The 14,664-nt window shown below is 66.2% G+C and carries 17 protein-coding genes and 1 other RNA gene; 12 read left to right on the top strand and 6 right to left on the bottom strand.

The annotated features are described in order from the left end of the window. Genes FCU40_RS09425 through FCU40_RS09415 form a run of 3 tightly spaced genes read right to left on the bottom strand, consistent with a single transcriptional unit; the run spans position 1 to position 1,928 of the window. Positions 1-450, bottom strand: a complete 450-nt coding sequence (locus FCU40_RS09425; RefSeq protein WP_004623215.1) for a hypothetical protein — start codon at positions 448-450, stop codon at positions 1-3. A gap of 3 nt (positions 451-453) precedes the next feature. Then, the gene (locus tag FCU40_RS09420) at positions 454-816 is read right to left on the bottom strand and encodes a rod-binding protein (RefSeq protein WP_168074551.1); all 363 of its coding nucleotides are present in this window, start codon (positions 814-816) and stop codon (positions 454-456) included. After that, positions 816-1,928: a flagellar basal body P-ring protein FlgI gene (locus tag FCU40_RS09415; protein WP_035017698.1), complete on the bottom strand. Its 1,113-nt coding sequence runs from the start codon at positions 1,926-1,928 to the stop codon at positions 816-818. Before FCU40_RS09415 ends, FCU40_RS09420 begins: the two co-directional genes overlap by 1 nt. Positions 1,929-2,174: 246 nt before the next feature. On the opposite strand from FCU40_RS09415, the gene FCU40_RS09410 reads away from it, so the two are divergent. Both FCU40_RS09410 and dksA read left to right on the top strand, forming a co-directional pair. Beyond that, positions 2,175-2,609, top strand: coding sequence for a flagellar assembly protein FliX (locus FCU40_RS09410; protein WP_004623220.1), 435 nt, complete (start codon positions 2,175-2,177; stop codon positions 2,607-2,609). Between the two features lie 212 nt (positions 2,610-2,821). Continuing rightward, positions 2,822-3,250, top strand: a complete 429-nt coding sequence (dksA, locus tag FCU40_RS09405; protein WP_004623221.1) for an RNA polymerase-binding protein DksA — start codon at positions 2,822-2,824, stop codon at positions 3,248-3,250. 744 nt (positions 3,251-3,994) lie between these two features. Here dksA and FCU40_RS09400 read toward each other — a convergent pair. Both FCU40_RS09400 and FCU40_RS09395 read right to left on the bottom strand, forming a co-directional pair. Next, positions 3,995-4,609 carry a pyridoxamine 5'-phosphate oxidase family protein gene (locus FCU40_RS09400; protein WP_168074550.1) on the bottom strand — a complete coding sequence of 205 codons (615 nt, stop codon included), beginning with the start codon at positions 4,607-4,609 and terminating at the stop codon, positions 3,995-3,997. A gap of 50 nt (positions 4,610-4,659) precedes the next feature. Next, a complete protein-coding gene (locus FCU40_RS09395) occupies positions 4,660-5,022 on the bottom strand; it encodes a response regulator (RefSeq protein WP_004623225.1) in 363 nt (120 codons plus the stop codon). A 177-nt stretch (positions 5,023-5,199) separates the two neighbouring features. Here FCU40_RS09395 and FCU40_RS09390 point away from each other — a divergent pair, with 177 nt between their 5' ends. The 3 genes from FCU40_RS09390 to FCU40_RS09380 all read left to right on the top strand — a co-directional run bounded on the left by FCU40_RS09390 (position 5,200) and on the right by FCU40_RS09380 (position 8,108). Next, positions 5,200-5,997, top strand: a complete 798-nt coding sequence (locus FCU40_RS09390; protein ID WP_004623228.1) for a crotonase/enoyl-CoA hydratase family protein — start codon at positions 5,200-5,202, stop codon at positions 5,995-5,997. 4 nt (positions 5,998-6,001) lie between these two features. Continuing rightward, positions 6,002-6,598 carry a DUF3052 family protein gene (locus tag FCU40_RS09385; protein ID WP_168074548.1) on the top strand — a complete coding sequence of 199 codons (597 nt, stop codon included), beginning with the start codon at positions 6,002-6,004 and terminating at the stop codon, positions 6,596-6,598. A 202-nt stretch (positions 6,599-6,800) separates the two neighbouring features. Next, positions 6,801-8,108, top strand: a complete 1,308-nt coding sequence (locus FCU40_RS09380; RefSeq protein WP_168074546.1) for a cytochrome P450 — start codon at positions 6,801-6,803, stop codon at positions 8,106-8,108. A gap of 96 nt (positions 8,109-8,204) precedes the next feature. On the opposite strand, the gene FCU40_RS09375 is transcribed toward FCU40_RS09380, so the two are convergent. Beyond that, complete coding sequence (locus FCU40_RS09375) at positions 8,205-9,686, bottom strand: NAD(P)/FAD-dependent oxidoreductase (RefSeq protein WP_168074544.1); 1,482 nt, start codon at positions 9,684-9,686, stop codon at positions 8,205-8,207. 175 nt (positions 9,687-9,861) lie between these two features. On the opposite strand from FCU40_RS09375, the gene FCU40_RS09370 reads away from it, so the two are divergent. From FCU40_RS09370 to FCU40_RS09340, 7 genes are all read left to right on the top strand, one after another. After that, positions 9,862-10,755, top strand: coding sequence for a DMT family transporter (locus FCU40_RS09370; protein WP_004623236.1), 894 nt, complete (start codon positions 9,862-9,864; stop codon positions 10,753-10,755). Next, entirely contained in the window at positions 10,752-11,480 is a 729-nt protein-coding gene (locus tag FCU40_RS09365; RefSeq protein ID WP_004623238.1) for an N-acetylmuramoyl-L-alanine amidase, read from the top strand. Before FCU40_RS09370 ends, FCU40_RS09365 begins: the two co-directional genes overlap by 4 nt. Continuing rightward, the gene (locus tag FCU40_RS09360) at positions 11,480-12,082 is read left to right on the top strand and encodes an FMN-binding negative transcriptional regulator (RefSeq protein ID WP_168074542.1); all 603 of its coding nucleotides are present in this window, start codon (positions 11,480-11,482) and stop codon (positions 12,080-12,082) included. Before FCU40_RS09365 ends, FCU40_RS09360 begins: the two co-directional genes overlap by 1 nt. A 199-nt stretch (positions 12,083-12,281) precedes the next feature. Then, positions 12,282-12,664: RNase P RNA component class A (gene rnpB, locus FCU40_RS09355), an RNA gene on the top strand. A 274-nt stretch (positions 12,665-12,938) separates the two neighbouring features. Then, entirely contained in the window at positions 12,939-13,406 is a 468-nt protein-coding gene (locus FCU40_RS09350) for a division/cell wall cluster transcriptional repressor MraZ (protein WP_168074541.1), read from the top strand. Beyond that, positions 13,403-14,338 carry a 16S rRNA (cytosine(1402)-N(4))-methyltransferase RsmH gene (rsmH, locus tag FCU40_RS09345; RefSeq protein ID WP_168074540.1) on the top strand — a complete coding sequence of 312 codons (936 nt, stop codon included), beginning with the start codon at positions 13,403-13,405 and terminating at the stop codon, positions 14,336-14,338. Before FCU40_RS09350 ends, rsmH begins: the two co-directional genes overlap by 4 nt. Further along, positions 14,335-14,664: cell division protein (locus tag FCU40_RS09340; protein ID WP_168074539.1), on the top strand; the 330-nt coding region annotated here is incomplete at its 3' end. The genes rsmH and FCU40_RS09340, both read left to right, overlap by 4 nt.

Raw genomic sequence — 14,664 nt, 5'->3', positions numbered from 1 at the left:
TCAGGCCTTGCGGTTGAGGGTGATCGCCGCGCCCATCTGTGGGCGGTCATTCATCATCGCGCCGGCGCCGTAGGTGGCGGCCGGGGCGGCGCGCTGGTTGGCGATCTCCTCGGCCACGGCGCGGACCAGACCCTCGGTGACCACGCGGGCGGCGTTCACGGCGCGAGCCTGCCGGGCCAGCACGGCGTCGAAAGCCTCGGTGGCGCGGATCAAGCGTTGGCGCAGCTCAAGACGAGCGGCCTCCACGAGGGCGATATTGGCCTTCACGCGCATCGACTCATGTCGATAGAGGTTCGCCAGCTTGGCGGTTTCCTCGACATACTGCGCGGCCTCGTGGGGCCGGCGGCTCTCGAAGGCCTGGGCCTCCTTAGCGATCAGGTCGGTCAGGCGTTCGGTCAGCAGGATCAGCTGGGTGACGCGATCATCGGCGTCGACGGCGGCGAGAGCCATGGACTATTGCTCCTTCAAACCCTGCATCTTCAGCATCTCGCGCTGGATGCTGGCGGCCAGGCCGATCCCGCCGGCCTTGGTGATCTGCTTGGACATCGCGTCGGTGAGGACCGACTTGAACATCTCCTCGCCCTGACCCCCGCCGAACGTCTCGTCGGTCTTCACGCCGGCGGACATCTGCTGGAACATCACCGACAGGAACGAGCTTTCGAAGTTCTGGGCGGTTTCCTTGATCTTGGCGCGCTTGGCGGCCTCGTCGGCCGCGCCGAGGGCGGTCTTGGCCACGTTCCGCGCCGTCTTGGCCGTGGCCTCGGCCGCGGTGGCGATGGTGTTGACCTGGGGAGCGAGGGCGGAGAGCAGGCTCATTACATCACCTCGATATCGGCTTGCAGGGCCCCGGCGGCCTTCACGGCCTGCAGGATCGAGATCATGTCGCGAGGCGTGACGCCCAGGGCGTTCAGCCCGCCCACCAGGCTCTTCAGCGACGGCGAGCCGCCCAGCGTGATCAGCTTCTTGCCCTTTTCCTCGTCTACCTTGACCGTCGACTGCGGCACCACCGCCGTCTGGCCCTGGCTGAACGGAGCCGGCTGGCTGACGGCCGGGGTCTCCTGGACCGAGATGGTCAGGTTGCCCTGGGCGATCGCGACCTTGCTGATGCGGACGTCGTCGCCCATCACGATCACGCCGGCCACTTCGTCGATCACCACCTTGGCCGGGCCGTCCGGCTCGACTTCCAGGTTCTCGATGGCGGTGACGAAGCTGATCATGTCGACGCCGGCCGGGGCGCGGATGGCGACGATGGTCGGGTTCTGCGCCTGGGCGCAGCCGGGATAGCGGTTGTTGATCGCGTCGGCGATGCGGCGCGAGGTCGTGAAGTCCGGATTGCGCAGGGTCAGACGGAGAATATCCATATTGACCATCTGGAAGCCGGTCTCGCGCTCGATGATGCCGCCGCCGGCGATGCGGCCCGCGGTCGGAACGCCCTTGGTGACCGAGCTGCCCGACGCGCCGCCCGCCGAGACAGAGCCCGTCTGCACGGTGCCTTGCGCCACGGCGTAGGTCTGGCCGTCCGCGCCCTGCAGGCTGGTGACGATCAGGGTGCCGCCCAGCAGGCTCTTGGCGTCGCCCAGGGCCGAGACCGTGACGTCCAGCTTGGCGCCGGCCGCGGCGAAGGGCGGCAGGTTGGCCGTGACCATGACGGTGGCCGTGTTCTTGGTGTTCAGATTGGCGTCTCGGACATTGACGCCCTGGCGCTCAAGCATCGCCTCCAGGCTCTGCTTGGTCATCGGCGCGTTGCGCAGGCTGTCGCCGGTGCCGTTCAGGCCCACGACCATGCCGTAGCCGACCAGCTGGTTTTCCCGGACGCCCTCGAAGGACACGATGTCCTTGATGCGCGACTTGGCGAAGGCGGGCGCCGCGACGAGCGACGAAACCGCGACCAGGGCGATCAGGAGGGTGCGAAAGAATGAACGCGGCATGGTGGTCTCGAAGGCGATACCGGGGTCGGGACACATCCCCGCGCCGTCCCATGCCAGAAGCGGGCCAGTTCTTCCCGGTGGGCTAGGGCCTTGTGACTCAAGGGATTCCCGATTGGCCGCCGGGCCGCCCGGCGCCGAACGGCAGATTCTGCCCGGCATTAACCATACTTCAAGCGGATGGCGGACTAATGTGATCCAAGGCGCGGGAAGCGTGACTCGCGCGCGTAGGCTTATTGGAGCTGTCGGATGAAGGTTTCCAGCACGGGAGGCGTGGGGGCGACCGGCGCGTCGCGGGCCAGGCCCGCCGGCGGGGCGTCGGGCTTTTCGCTTCCGTCCGTGAATGCCGCCAGCGGCGCGGCCAGCACGGCGGCCGTCGGCGGTCTGACGGGCGTCGGCTCGGTGGACGCGCTGCTGGCGCTGCAACAGATGGAAACCGTCGGCGGCCCGCTGGAGCGCCGCAAGCGGGCGGTGCGCCGCGCCGACAATATTCTCGACATCCTGGGCGAGGTGCGGATCGCGCTGATCGACGGCGAGATCTCGCCGAGCGCCCTGGATCGCTTGACCCGCGCCGTCCGCGAGCAGCGCGACGCGACCGACGACCCCCGACTCGAAGGGGTGCTCAACGAGATCGAGACTCGGGCCGCCGTCGAGCTGGCCAAGCTTCAGGCGCGGAACAGCTGACATGGGCGGGGCGGCGAACAAGATCGTCGTTCGCCTCCGCCACGCTTGGCGCGTTCGCGCGTTTTATATCCGTCGCCGCCGCGGTCTTCGAGCCGCCGCGCGGGTCGCGCGACCTGAACGCGCCGCTCACGCGAGGTTCATTGAATGCGGCTCACCTTTTGCTATAAGCACGCAGCCCTCGAAGGCTGAGTTCATTGGGGCGTGAGGCGTTGATGCAAACGGCCACTGTTCTAGTCGATAAGTCTGAGTACCGTCCTTCCGAGGACGAGCCTTTTATGAACGACCGGCAGCTTGAGTACTTCAAGAACAAGCTGCTGGCCTGGAAAGAAGAGATCCTTCGCGAATCGCGCGAAACGGTCTCCCACCTCCAGAAGGAAACCGAGAATCACGCCGATCTCGCCGATCGCGCGTCCTCGGAAACCGATCGGGCTCTTGAGCTCCGCACCCGCGATCGTCAACGGAAGCTGATCTCCAAGATCGACCAGGCCCTGCGCCGAGTCGAGGACGGCTCCTATGGCTACTGCGAGGAGACGGGCGAGCCGATCGGCCTGGCCCGGCTGGACGCTCGCCCGACGGCGACGCTCAGCCTGGAAGCCCAGGAACGCCACGAACGCCGCGAACGCGTCCACCGCGACGACTGACGGCGGCTTCGGCGACTGATGTGTTTCAAGCGGCCTTGGGTGGGGAGCCCAGGGCCGCTTTTGTTTGCGGGGGAAGGGTCGGTTTTCGAGCCGTTGGAAGCGTTGGGCAGGTCTGCTGTCGGAGTTCTGATTCTAAGGCAACGTCAGCGCGATAGCTGACGAGCTACACCGGCGGGACTATATGCCTCAAAATTTGCGATTAGCGCTTTGGCTGGCTGAGAAATGGTTCGTCATCTTGGCTGGGTTCTGTGTCCTGATCGGCTTGGCTAGAGTGGGTGTATTTCTTGCCCATCGCGAGTTCGCCTCACTCGTCACAGTTCCCATTTCATGGGCAACGTCGGCTGGGCTCTACGGCCTGAGCCGTTTGTTACACGGCACGCGGCCGAAATTCGAGAATGGCCGAACAATGCCTATTGGCGAGACGCTTTGGCGGCGTCGGTAAAGTTCTTGTGTCCACCCGTTGCCGACCTTAACCCCGTCGTGTTGCCTTCACCTCCTCGGCCATCCTCAGCTGGTTCTGATATGACCTTCGAAGCGTAGCCTTTGTCATCATGGCGATGCGAGTTCTCGTGTCGGCAATGTACGCGTTCAGAGCTCCATCCGATAAGCTTTCCAAACCCTCTCGGGTGACTGGTCGAACTCCTCTGCCCACCATCTATCTTCCGGCTGTCGCTAAATTGCGGTCACGCTAGGGTAGTGAGGCGCAGGTTTCCACCCTCAGCGGACGCCTGCCTAGCTGCCCCTTCACCACATCGTCTTGGCCGCGCGTCCGGGCCATTCGCGGTCGTAGGTGTCGCCGCCGACCTCGCCGGCCGTGACCGCCGCCAGCATGGCGCCGGGCGTGGGCAGGGACTTGGGATCGATGTGGGTCTCGGGGTTCCAGAGGCCCGAGCGCGCGATGGCGCGGGCGCATTGGAAATAGGCTTCCTCGACCGTGACGATCATCGCGGTGCGCGGCGCCTTGCCATCCACGGCGAAGCTTTCCAACAACGCCGGATCGGCGCTGATGACCGCGCGGCCGTTGACGCGGAAGGTCGTGCCCGAGCCTGGGATCAGGAACAGCAGGGCCACGCGCGGATCGCGGATGACGTTGCGCAGCGAGTCGATGCGGTTGTTGCCGCGCCGGTCGGGCAGGATCAACGTCCGGGCATCCTCGATGCGGACGAAACCCGGCAGGTCGCCGCGCGGGCTGCAATCCAGGCCCTCGGGACCCGCCGTGGCCAGCGCCACGAAGGGAGAAGCCTTTATCAGCGCGGCGTAGTGCGGGGTGATATGGTCGGTGACCTTGACGGTCGAGGCCGGGGCGGGAAGCGGCTGGTAGAGCGCTTCCAAGGCGTCGACCGTGGTGATCTCGTGCATCGCGTACTCCCGTCCCTCGAGTCTAGCGGAGGGAGCCGCGCCGGTACAACTCAAGCCATCAGCGCCTGGGCGCAGGCCTCGGCCAGGATGCGTGGCGAGATTGGCTTGCCGACGATCGGCCGCAGGCGGTCCTGCACAAGGTCGGAATTTCCCGTCACATACACGACGGGAATGGAGCCCAGTTGACGCTGGATGGCCTCGACGGCCTCGACCCCCGTGCCCCCCACGATGCGGTAGTCGGCGGTGATCAGGTCCGGAGGATTGGCCAAGGCCAAGGCCAAGGCGTCGCCGGGGCTGTCGGCGATATCGAAACTGGTGAAGCCCTGTTCCGCCAAAAGGGCCTCGACTTCAAACGCGATGAGGATTTCGTCCTCGATAATCAACACATGGCGGGCCTTAGCGTGCTCGGTCATCCGCCGCAGCCTTCTCTCTCGTCCCGAACTCATTTCAATGTCGCCAGGGAGCGGCGCGCCAGTCGCGTTTTCGTGATCCCTACTATCGCGTGGGTTGATCTGATTTCGACTGGCTGCGCGGGAAGCCGAAGCGGAGTATGGATCCATAACAGTAATAAGCATCAGCAGGAGCGCCCATTGTCTTTGATTCTCGTCGAAAAGCGCGGCCACGTCGCCATTCTCACCTTGAATCGGCCGGAAGCGATGAACGCCCTGGGCGCGCCCGGCGATGGCGACCAGGTGGCCGCGGCCTGCGAGGCGATCAATGACGACCAGGACATCCGCTGCGTGGTCCTGACCGGGGCGGGCCGGGCCTTCTCGGCCGGCGGCGACGTCAAGGCGATGAAGGCCCGCGAGGGGGCTTTCGGCGGCAACGGGGTGGCGGTGCGCGACGGCTATCGCAAGAACATCCACCGCATCGTCCGCGCCATCTACGGCCTGGAGGTCCCGTCGATCGCGGCGGTCAATGGCGCGGCGATCGGCCTGGGTTGCGACGTGGCCTGCATGACGGACATCCGAATCGCCGCCGACACCGCCAAGTTCGGCGTGACGTTCCTGAAGCTGGGCTTGATTCCCGGCGACGGCGGCGCCTGGCTGATGCCGCGCACGATCGGCATGAGCCGGGCGGCCGAGCTGTTGTTCACCGGCGACGTCATCGACGCGGCCAAGGCGGCCGAGTGGGGCCTGATCAGCAAGGCCGTGCCGCACGCCGACCTGATGGGCGAGGCCCTGGCCCTGGCCGAGCGGATCGCCCAGCAGCCGCCGCACGCCCTACGCATGGCCAAGAGCCTGCTCAAGCACGGCCAAAACGCCAGCTACGACACCCTGATGGAGATGAGCGCCGCCGCCCAGGCCATCGCCCACCACACCGAGGACCATATGGAAGGCGTCGACGCGATCCTCGAAAAGCGCGCTCCGGTGTTCAAGGGCGCCTGAGGTCATGGGCAAGGAAGCCAGCGGCGTCTGGGGCCAGCTGTCCGACGGCGAAAGCGAGGGCAAGCTCCTCTGGGAGCCGCCGAAGCTGATCTTTCGCGGCGCCTATCGCGGCATCTATCAGGGCCACGCCTTGAAGAACGCGCGGGCCGAGGGCGACGACCTAGTGCTCAGCGACGGCACGCGCTTCACGCTGGAGGCGGGCCAGGCCGAGAAGTGGGTCCACGCCATCCTCAACCCGCCCTCGCGCCTCGACAAGCTGGGCGTGAAGCCCGGCATGACGGTGGTGGTCGACGGCGTCGAGGACGAGGCGTTCATCGCCGAACTGGAAACCCGAGTCGCTCTGGACGAGGCGGAGGAGGGGGTCGACCTTCTCTTCCTCGGCGCCGAGGACCTGGCGGATTTCGACCGGCTGGAGGACTGGGCGGGCGCCCTGGCGGCCAAGGGCGCGGTCTGGGTCGTGGCGCGGAAGGGCAAGGGCGCGCCGCTGAAGGACGTCGAAATCCTGGAGGCGGTGCGGGGCCTTGGGTTTACGGACACCAAGGTGTGCGCGTTCTCGTCCACGCACACGGCGCTGCGGTTTGTGAAGCGCAAGCGCGGGTAGGTCGTCGCGCGAACGATTACGGACATCGACGGGCCATGCGCTGGGCCGGGTGGTTCCCCGCGATCGTAGCGCCGTGAGGCCGGACGTTCTCAAGAAAGCGCGAAACGCTATTGAGATAGTTATTACTATCGTTATGCTCGGCGCGAAGGGGCGTCGGCGCCGTTGCCGGACGACGAAGGACCTCGGATCCCGGGAGTATCTCATGACTAGCGAGGTTGCAGGGCGTCAGCCGACGGTTTTGGAGGTCGAGGCGCTGCCGACCCTGGCGGACTACGGCTATGACGGAGGACGGATCGCGTTCCGCAGGTTCTGCGCCCAGGTGTTCGAGCCCGGCGCGCCTCGCTTTCTGAAAAGCGACACCGGGGCCTTGGTCGTGTTCCGCCACGCTGACCTGCGCGCCATGGCCGCTAAGCCGGAGCTGGCGGCCATGGCCCCCAATCAGGTTTTTCCGGGCGTGCTCACAGCCGAGCTGCCAGAGGAGAAGCCCGTGGGCTTCGCCATCGCCGATCTGATCAAGAACCAGCTCTTCGGCGCCAATGGCGAGCTCAACGCGAGCTTGCGCAAGGTGCTCCTCAACCAGATCGGGCCCAAGCCGACGGCCGCGCGCACCGACGTCGCGCGCGCGCTCGCCACACGAATCCTGGAAGGCTTGCCCTTGAACCAGGCCGTTGATCTGGTCGAACAAATCGCGGAGCCCCTGATCGGTCTTTACTGGGGCGGTCTGATCGGCATGAGCGACCAGGACGCGCTCGCCGCGGCCGTCCAGGCTCGCAGGATGACGCCGATGCTGTTCCTGCGGATGGATTGGGAGGGCATTCGCGAGGCCGACGCCGCGGCCAAGGCCTACCGCGCGCTTGTGGAAGGGAGTGGGCAGCGAGCCCTTGAGGCGGGGCGTTGCCCGTTCGTCACGGCGATAGCGCACGATCTCGCGGCCATCGATATCGCTGACGATCTCGACTATGGCGGCTATGTCCCCAAGACCGTCGGAGCGTTCCTCGCCGGCAATCTTTTTGACGGCTTCCACACGGCCGCGTTGGCTATCGCGAATACGGTCCGCACGCTGCTGGATCATCCTGAAGTGATGACCCAATTGCGCGCCGAGCCGGAAAAGGTCGCGGCCGCCGTTGTGGAGTGCCTGCGGCTGGAGCCGCCGGTCATCCATCTCAATCGGATCCTCAGCGCCGATCTGGTTTACGATGGCTTGATCATTCCGGCCGGCACGCGGGTCCTGATGATGTGGGCGGCCGCCAACCGCGATCCTGAAGCTTTCGTGAATCCCGATCGATTTGATCTGAACCGGCCGCAGCAGGGTTCGACAACGTTTGGCGGGGGCGCCCACATCTGCCCCGGGCGTTTCGTGGCGAGCCTGGCGGCCAGGAGCCTTATCGACGCCATGATCACCGAGAGGATCGAGGTGCGCGCGGCTGGCGACATCGACGACTGGATCGATAATCACGCCATGTGCCAACTACGGCGGCTACCCGTGACGCTTGAAAAGCTCGACGCCTGACTCAGCGTCTCCATCGCGCCTCGCCGCGAGCGGCGAGGCGCGATCTCCTTACGAAACAAGGTTGGTCTGGCGATACCCGCCGCGAGCTTAAGGGTTTTAGGCGGCTGCTTTCAGGGACGTCGCATTAGCCCCCGTCTTGCGCCCAAATTCCATCACGCCGTCGTCGACCTTGCCGTAGCGCAGGGTCACAAGGTCCAGGGCGTAGTTCTGGTGGGCCTTCCAAGGCTTGCGCGCGCCCTGCTTGGGGAACTGGCCGATCGAGCGGGTGATGTAGCCGGACGAGAAGTCCAGCCACGGCTCGACCTCCATGTCGGGATCGTCCACGCGCGGGACGCAGTAGTCGGCCCCGACGCGGTCCATGTGGTTCAGCAGACGGCAGACATATTCGCTGGTCAGGTCCGCCTTGAGCGTCCAGCTGGCGTTGGTGTAGCCGAAGACCGAGGCCATGTTCGGCGCGTCGCTGAACATCATGCCCTTGTAGCTCATCGCGCGGGACAGATCGGCCGGCTTGCCGTCGATGACGATCTCCATGCCGCCGACCAGTTGCAGTTGCAGGCCCGTGGCGGTGACGATCACGTCGGCGTCCAGGGCCTTGCCCGACTTCAGCTGGATGCCGGTCTCGGTGAAGGCTTCGATGTGGTCGGTGACCACCGAGCTCCTTCCGGTCTTCAGCGAATCGAACAGGTCCGCGTCGGGCACCAGGCACAGGCGCTGGTCCCATGGATTGTACCGAGGCGTGAAGTGAGTGGCGATGTCGTAGTCGGGACCCAGATGCTCGCGCAGCATGTCCAGCAGGCGCTGCTTGACCTTCTCGGGCTTCTTTCGCGCCATGTTGAAGAACAGCATCTGCATCAGCACGTTCTTCCAGCGCGTGATGCCGTAGGCGGTCATGGCGGGAAGCTTGGACCGCAGCCAGTTGGCGATCCCGTCCTCGGCCGGGCGCGAGACCACATAGGTCGGCGAGCGCTGCAGCATGACCACGTGGGCGGCGGTCTTGGCCATTTCCGGCACCAGGGTGACCGCCGTGGCGCCGCTGCCGATCACCACGACCTGCTTGCCGGTGTAGTCTAGGTCTTGCGGCCAATGTTGCGGATGGACGATCCGGCCCTTGAAGCGCTCGGTCCCGGCGAAGTCGGGCGTGTAGCCCGCCGAATAGCGGTAATAGCCCGCGCACATGTAGAGGAAGCCGCAGCTGAACTTGACGATACGGCCGTCGTGCTCGGCCTCGACGGTCCAGGTCGCCGTTTCGCTGGACCAGCTGGCGCGCTTGACCATGTGCCTGAAGCGGATGTGGCGATCGACGTCATGCTCGCGCGCGGTCTCGCGGACATAGCTCAGAATGGACGGGCCGTCGGCGATGGCCTTGGCGGCCTTCCAGGGCTTGAAGCTGTAGCCCAGGGTGTACATGTCGCTGTCGGAGCGGATGCCGGGATAACGGAAAAGATCCCAGGTCCCGCCAATCGCCTCCCGTCCCTCCAGGATGGCGTACGTCTTGGCAGGGCAGTGCTTTTTCAGATGATAGGCCGCGCCGATCCCCGAAAGCCCGGCGCCGACAATCAGCACGTCCACGTGTTCCATATGATTTCCGCCCGGTTCGACGCCCGCGGTTGATCCGTCGTGGCGATAGGTGAACATTGTTTAGGAACAAAACGACCGTTTTGACCGAACGTCAACCGCGATCGCGCCCCGGGTTGGGTGACGGCGCGCGGGTTTTGATTGCATACGGAGGGGGCGGCGGCTTAAGCGGTGGTTTATGTCTCTGCGCGACTTCGGCCTTCTGATCCTGATCTGCCTGGCCTGGGCCGGCAGCAACATCGTCTCCAAGTTGGTGGTCGCCCAGTGGGGCGTGCCGCCGCTGTACTACGCCGCCGTTCGCTTCGCCCTGGTCGCGGCGATCACCCTGCCTTGGCTGTTGCCCGCGCCCCGGCCGACCTGGCGGATGGTTCTGGTGGGCCTGTTGATGGGCGGCGGCAATTTCGCGCTGCTGTTCATGGGATTCCAGACCGCGTCGCCCTCGGCGGCGGCGGTGGTGATCCAGCTGGGCGTGCCGTTCACCACCGTGCTGTCGGTGCTGATGCTGGGCGAAAAGATCCGCTGGCGACGCGGCGTCGGCATCGCCCTGACCCTGCTGGGCGCGGTGGTGGTGATGTGGAGCCCGCACGGCTTCGAGCTGTCGCCCGGCCTCTGGCTGATCGTCGCCGCAGCCTTCACGGGCTCGCTGGGCGCGGTGATGATGAAGCAGATCGAGGGCGTCAAACCGCTGCAGTTCCAGGCCTGGGTCGGCTTTTCATCCTTGTGGCCGCTGGGGCTGATGAGCGCGCTGATGGAGCCGGGGCAGGTGGCGGCCGGCCTGCACGCCGGATGGCTTTTCGTCGGGGCGGTGGTGTTCTCGGCCCTGGTGGTTTCGGTCCTGGCCCACACGGCCTATTACGGGCTGATCCAGCGCTACGAGGCCAACCTGATCGCGCCGCTGACCCTGATGACGCCGCTCCTTACGATCGGCATGGGCGTGGTGGTCACCCACGACCACTTCGATCTGCGCATGGGGATCGGCGCTTCGCTGGCGCTGATCGGCGTTCTGATCATCGCGCTGCGGCGGAATCAGGTCATGCCACTGCTGATGTCGATCCGGAATCGCGCCCTATGAGCCTGTCCTTCATCGAGGCCCCGTCGCCGAACTTCGACGCGCGGAAGGCTGTCCCCGACACCGTGGTGCTGCACTACACCGGCATGGAGACCGGCGAGGCGGCCATAGAGCGGCTGCGCGACCCCGAGGCCAAGGTCAGCGCCCACTACTGTGTCGAGGAGGACGGCCGCGTCTTCCGTCTCGTGCCCGAGGAGCGCCGCGCCTGGCACGCCGGCGCCGCCTTCTGGAAGGGCGTCAAGGACATCAACTCGGCCTCCATCGGCATCGAGATCGTCAATCCCGGCCACGAGTTCGGCTATCGCCCGTTCCCGGACGCCCAGATCGCCGCGGTGATCAACCTGCTGGCCGACGTGCGCTCGCGCTGGATGATCCCCGACAGCCGCATCCTCGGCCACTCCGATATCGCCCCGGCGCGCAAGATCGATCCGGGCGAGCTCTTTCCCTGGAAGCGCCTGGCCGAAAGCGGCCATGGCCTGTGGATCGAGCCGGCGCCGTCGCCCGGCGCGCCGCTGGGCCAGGGCGAGGAGGGGACCGGCGTCTTCGCGCTGCAAGCGGGCCTGACGCGTCTGGGCTTCGATTGCGCCCCGACAGGCAAGTACGACGAATGGACCACGACCATCGTCGCCGCCTTCCAGCGCCACTGGCTGCAGAGCCGCTTCGACGGCGTCGCCGACGGCGAGACGCGGGCGCGGCTGGTCGGTCTGCTGCGCGCGGCGGCCGACTGATGCATCCCGGCAAGGCCTTCCATGTCGAGGACCGCGCGGTCCTGCTGGGCTTCCTGCGGGCCCATCCGTTCGTGACGATCGCCGCCAGCGTCGGCGGCCGGCCGATGGTCGCCCAGTCGCCGGTCGTGATCCGCGAGCTGGACAGTGAGATCGCGCTCGACTTCCACCTGTCGCGCGGCAACGTCCTGACGCCGCATCTGACGCAAGGCTTCCGCGCGGTGGTCCTGGCGACCGGCCTCGACGCCTATGTCAGCCCCGACTGGTACGAGAGCGCCGATCAGGTCCCGACCTGGAACTACCAGTCGGTCGAGGCCGAGGGCTCGGTGGCCCCGCTGAACGAGGCCGAACTGATCGCGCTGCTCGACGACCTGTCGGCCCAGGAGGAGGCGCGTCTCTCGCCGAAGACGCCCTGGACCCGCGACAAGATGAAGGCCGGCAAGTTCGAGGCCCTATTGAACGGGGTCATGGGCGGGCGGCTGTTCGTCGAGCGGCTGGAAGGGACCTTCAAGCTCTCGCAGAACAAGAACCACGCCGACCGCCTGGGCGCGGCGAAGGGGCTGGGCGAGCATCCGATCGCGGGGTTGATGCGGGATCTTTCTTAACCCGATTTCCCCGGCGACACGTCAGTGCGGCGAAGCCAATGCCGGGGCCCAGGTCGAGCCAGCGATCCTCGATGGGTTTGGCGCTGTCTACTAGCGCAAGAACCCCAGACGCCCGGGATGAATCTGGGCCCCGGCATTCGCCGGGGAAGTTGGATGTTTGTTGACGTTTGGAAAACACCCCGTCAAACACCGTCCCGGACCAGATGGTCGGGCGGTCGCGTCGTCTTCGGACGCCGAGGAAAGTCCGGGCTCCACGGTGACAAGGCGGTGGGTAACGCCCACCGGGAGCGATCCCAGGGATAGCGCCACAGAAAGCAAACCGCCTCCCGTTCGCGGGCGGTAAGGGTGAAAGGGTGGGGTAAGAGCCCACCGCGGACCTGGCGACAGGGACGGCATGGCAAGCCCCGCCTGGAGCAAGACCGAATAGGGATCCCGCGTCGGCCTCGCGTCGACTAGGCCGTCACTGGCCGAGAGGATCCGGGTAGGTCGCGAGAGCCGTCCAGCAATGGCCGGCCTAGAGGAATGATCGTCGCCGCCTCTCCGGAGGCGGAACAGAACCCGGCTTACAGATCATCTGGTCCCTCGTGCGCGGAGGATGATCCTCGCCGCGCGGCCGCGCGGAAAGACCCGGAATGGGACTAACTGACACCGAAGATCCATCAAGCTTAATGTGTTCCATGTATGTTCTGTGGATGGACTGTCACGGTCGTTAAAGAATGCCGGCATAACTTTGGAATTCTGAGGGAATTCCCCGAAGTGTCATTGTATCCCAATTCATCCCATGTTAACCCAATTCGCGTCGGGGCGGGGTGTGGTGGCTCGTCGACCGGCTTGGGTCTGGCGGGGTTCGGCTTTCGTGTTTCTCTCGACGTTCGAGAAACAGCTCGACAGCAAGCGGCGCATCGTTGTGCCGCAGGAATTCCGCGCGGCCGTGTCTGGCATGTTCGATGGGATCTTCTGCTTCCCCTCTATCGAGGCCGATTGTCTGGAAGCTGGCGGAAAAGCCTTGTTCGATCGTTACCTGGCGGTGATCGAGGAGATCCCCTTCGGCGACCCGACGCGCTCGGCGCTGGAGACCAGCGTGCTGGGCGGCATGTCCAAGCTGTCGTTTGATACAGCTGGTCGCATTACGCTCCCCGACCACCTGTGCGAAATGTGCGGCCTCACGGATTGGGTGGCCGTCGTCGGCATGGGCGAGCGTTTTCAGATCTGGTCGCGCGAGGCCTTCCAGGCCCATCGCGCGGCGCAGCGCGACCTGGCGCGGGAAGGGCTTGCCGCGCTGCGGGCGCAGCAACGCGTAGCCAAGTTCGGAAGCGCGTCGTGAGCGCCGCGCCGCACGTCTCGGTGCTGCTCGACGAAGTCGTCGAGGCTCTGGACGCCAAGCCTGGCGATCTGGTGGTCGACGGCACGTTCGGGGCGGGCGGCTATACGCGCGCCGTGCTCGCGACCGGCGCCCGGGTTGTCGCCTTCGATCGCGATCCGACCGTCCGGCGGTTCGCGGAAGACCTGCCGGCCGATCGGTTCCGTCTGGTCCAGGCCCGCTTTTCAGAAATGTTGGACGAACTGGGTCCGGCTAGCGTCGACGGGGTGATGCTGGATCTCGGCGTTTCGTCGATGCAGCTGGACCAGGCCGAGCGCGGCTTTTCCTTCATGCGCGACGGGCCGCTGGACATGCGGATGGGCGATACGGGGCCGACCGCCGCCGATCTGGTCAACACGCTGGACCAGGCCGAGCTGGCGCGGATCCTCTATGTCTATGGCGAGGAGCACGCCTCGCGCCGCATCGCCAGCTTCATCGTCCGTCGCCGCGAGGAGCGGCCGTTTTCCCATACGCTGGACCTGGCCGAGGTGATCGAACGCGCGGTCGGCGGCCGCAAGGGCGCCAAGGTCCATCCGGCCACCCGTTCGTTCCAGGGGCTGCGGATCGCGGTCAATGACGAGCTGGCCGAGCTGGAGGCGGGGCTCGCCGCCGCCGAGCGGGTGCTGAAGCCGGGCGGCCGCCTGGTGGTCGTGACGTTCCATTCCCTCGAAGACCGCATCGTCAAGGCGTTCCTGGCCGAACGCGCGGGCAAGACGCCCGGGGGGTCGCGTCACGCCCCGCCGGTGGCCGCCGGCGCCGCGCCCAGCTTCCAGCTGATCTCCAACAAGGCCATCGCGCCGGGCGAGGCCGAGCTGGCCGCCAATCCGCGCGCGCGCTCGTCCAAGCTGCGCGCCGCGGTGCGGACGCCGGCGTCCGTCTGGGAGGGCGCCGCGTGAGCCTCTCGGGCGTCTTCAATCGTCGTATTCGCGGGTTTCGCGTCGTCGAGGTGGCGGGCCTCGGAATCCTGCTGACCCTCGTGACCAGCGTCTATCTGGCCAAGACCTTCGCCTGGCGCGAGCGTCAGGAAATCGGCCATATCCAGCAGGAAATCGACGACGAGGGCGTGCGCAAACGCCTGCTCGAGGCCGAGGTCGCGCACCTGGAGCAGCCGCGCCGCATCGAGCAACTGGCGGTGATGATGCATCTCCAGCCGATCGCGCCCACGCACGAGATCACCGAGGACGCCCTGATCGACGTGGCGCGTCGCCATGAGCTGCCGCGC

This window comes from Caulobacter sp. SSI4214, assembly GCF_012184455.1.
GTDB classification, from domain to species: Bacteria; Pseudomonadota; Alphaproteobacteria; order Caulobacterales; family Caulobacteraceae; genus Caulobacter; species Caulobacter vibrioides_E.
This window is presented reverse-complemented; position numbering and strand designations above follow the sequence as displayed.

What these genes read in the sequence shown, in the direction of transcription:
- FCU40_RS09385 (WP_168074548.1), top strand. Translation starts at nt 6,002, where the DNA reads ATGGGCAAGGAAGCCAGCGGCGTCTGGGGCCAGCTGTCCGACGGCGAA.
- FCU40_RS09420 (WP_168074551.1), bottom strand. Translation starts at nt 816, where the DNA reads ATGAGCCTGCTCTCCGCCCTCGCTCCCCAGGTCAACACCATCGCCACC.
- FCU40_RS09415 (WP_035017698.1), bottom strand. Translation starts at nt 1,928, where the DNA reads ATGCCGCGTTCATTCTTTCGCACCCTCCTGATCGCCCTGGTCGCGGTT.
- FCU40_RS09370 (WP_004623236.1), top strand. Translation starts at nt 9,862, where the DNA reads ATGTCTCTGCGCGACTTCGGCCTTCTGATCCTGATCTGCCTGGCCTGG.
- FCU40_RS09365 (WP_004623238.1), top strand. Translation starts at nt 10,752, where the DNA reads ATGAGCCTGTCCTTCATCGAGGCCCCGTCGCCGAACTTCGACGCGCGG.
- FCU40_RS09400 (WP_168074550.1), bottom strand. Translation starts at nt 4,609, where the DNA reads ATGCACGAGATCACCACGGTCGACGCCTTGGAAGCGCTCTACCAGCCG.
- dksA (WP_004623221.1), top strand. Translation starts at nt 2,822, where the DNA reads ATGCAAACGGCCACTGTTCTAGTCGATAAGTCTGAGTACCGTCCTTCC.
- FCU40_RS09380 (WP_168074546.1), top strand. Translation starts at nt 6,801, where the DNA reads ATGACTAGCGAGGTTGCAGGGCGTCAGCCGACGGTTTTGGAGGTCGAG.
- FCU40_RS09410 (WP_004623220.1), top strand. Translation starts at nt 2,175, where the DNA reads ATGAAGGTTTCCAGCACGGGAGGCGTGGGGGCGACCGGCGCGTCGCGG.
- FCU40_RS09375 (WP_168074544.1), bottom strand. Translation starts at nt 9,686, where the DNA reads ATGGAACACGTGGACGTGCTGATTGTCGGCGCCGGGCTTTCGGGGATC.
- FCU40_RS09395 (WP_004623225.1), bottom strand. Translation starts at nt 5,022, where the DNA reads ATGACCGAGCACGCTAAGGCCCGCCATGTGTTGATTATCGAGGACGAA.
- FCU40_RS09360 (WP_168074542.1), top strand. Translation starts at nt 11,480, where the DNA reads ATGCATCCCGGCAAGGCCTTCCATGTCGAGGACCGCGCGGTCCTGCTG.
- FCU40_RS09425 (WP_004623215.1), bottom strand. Translation starts at nt 450, where the DNA reads ATGGCTCTCGCCGCCGTCGACGCCGATGATCGCGTCACCCAGCTGATC.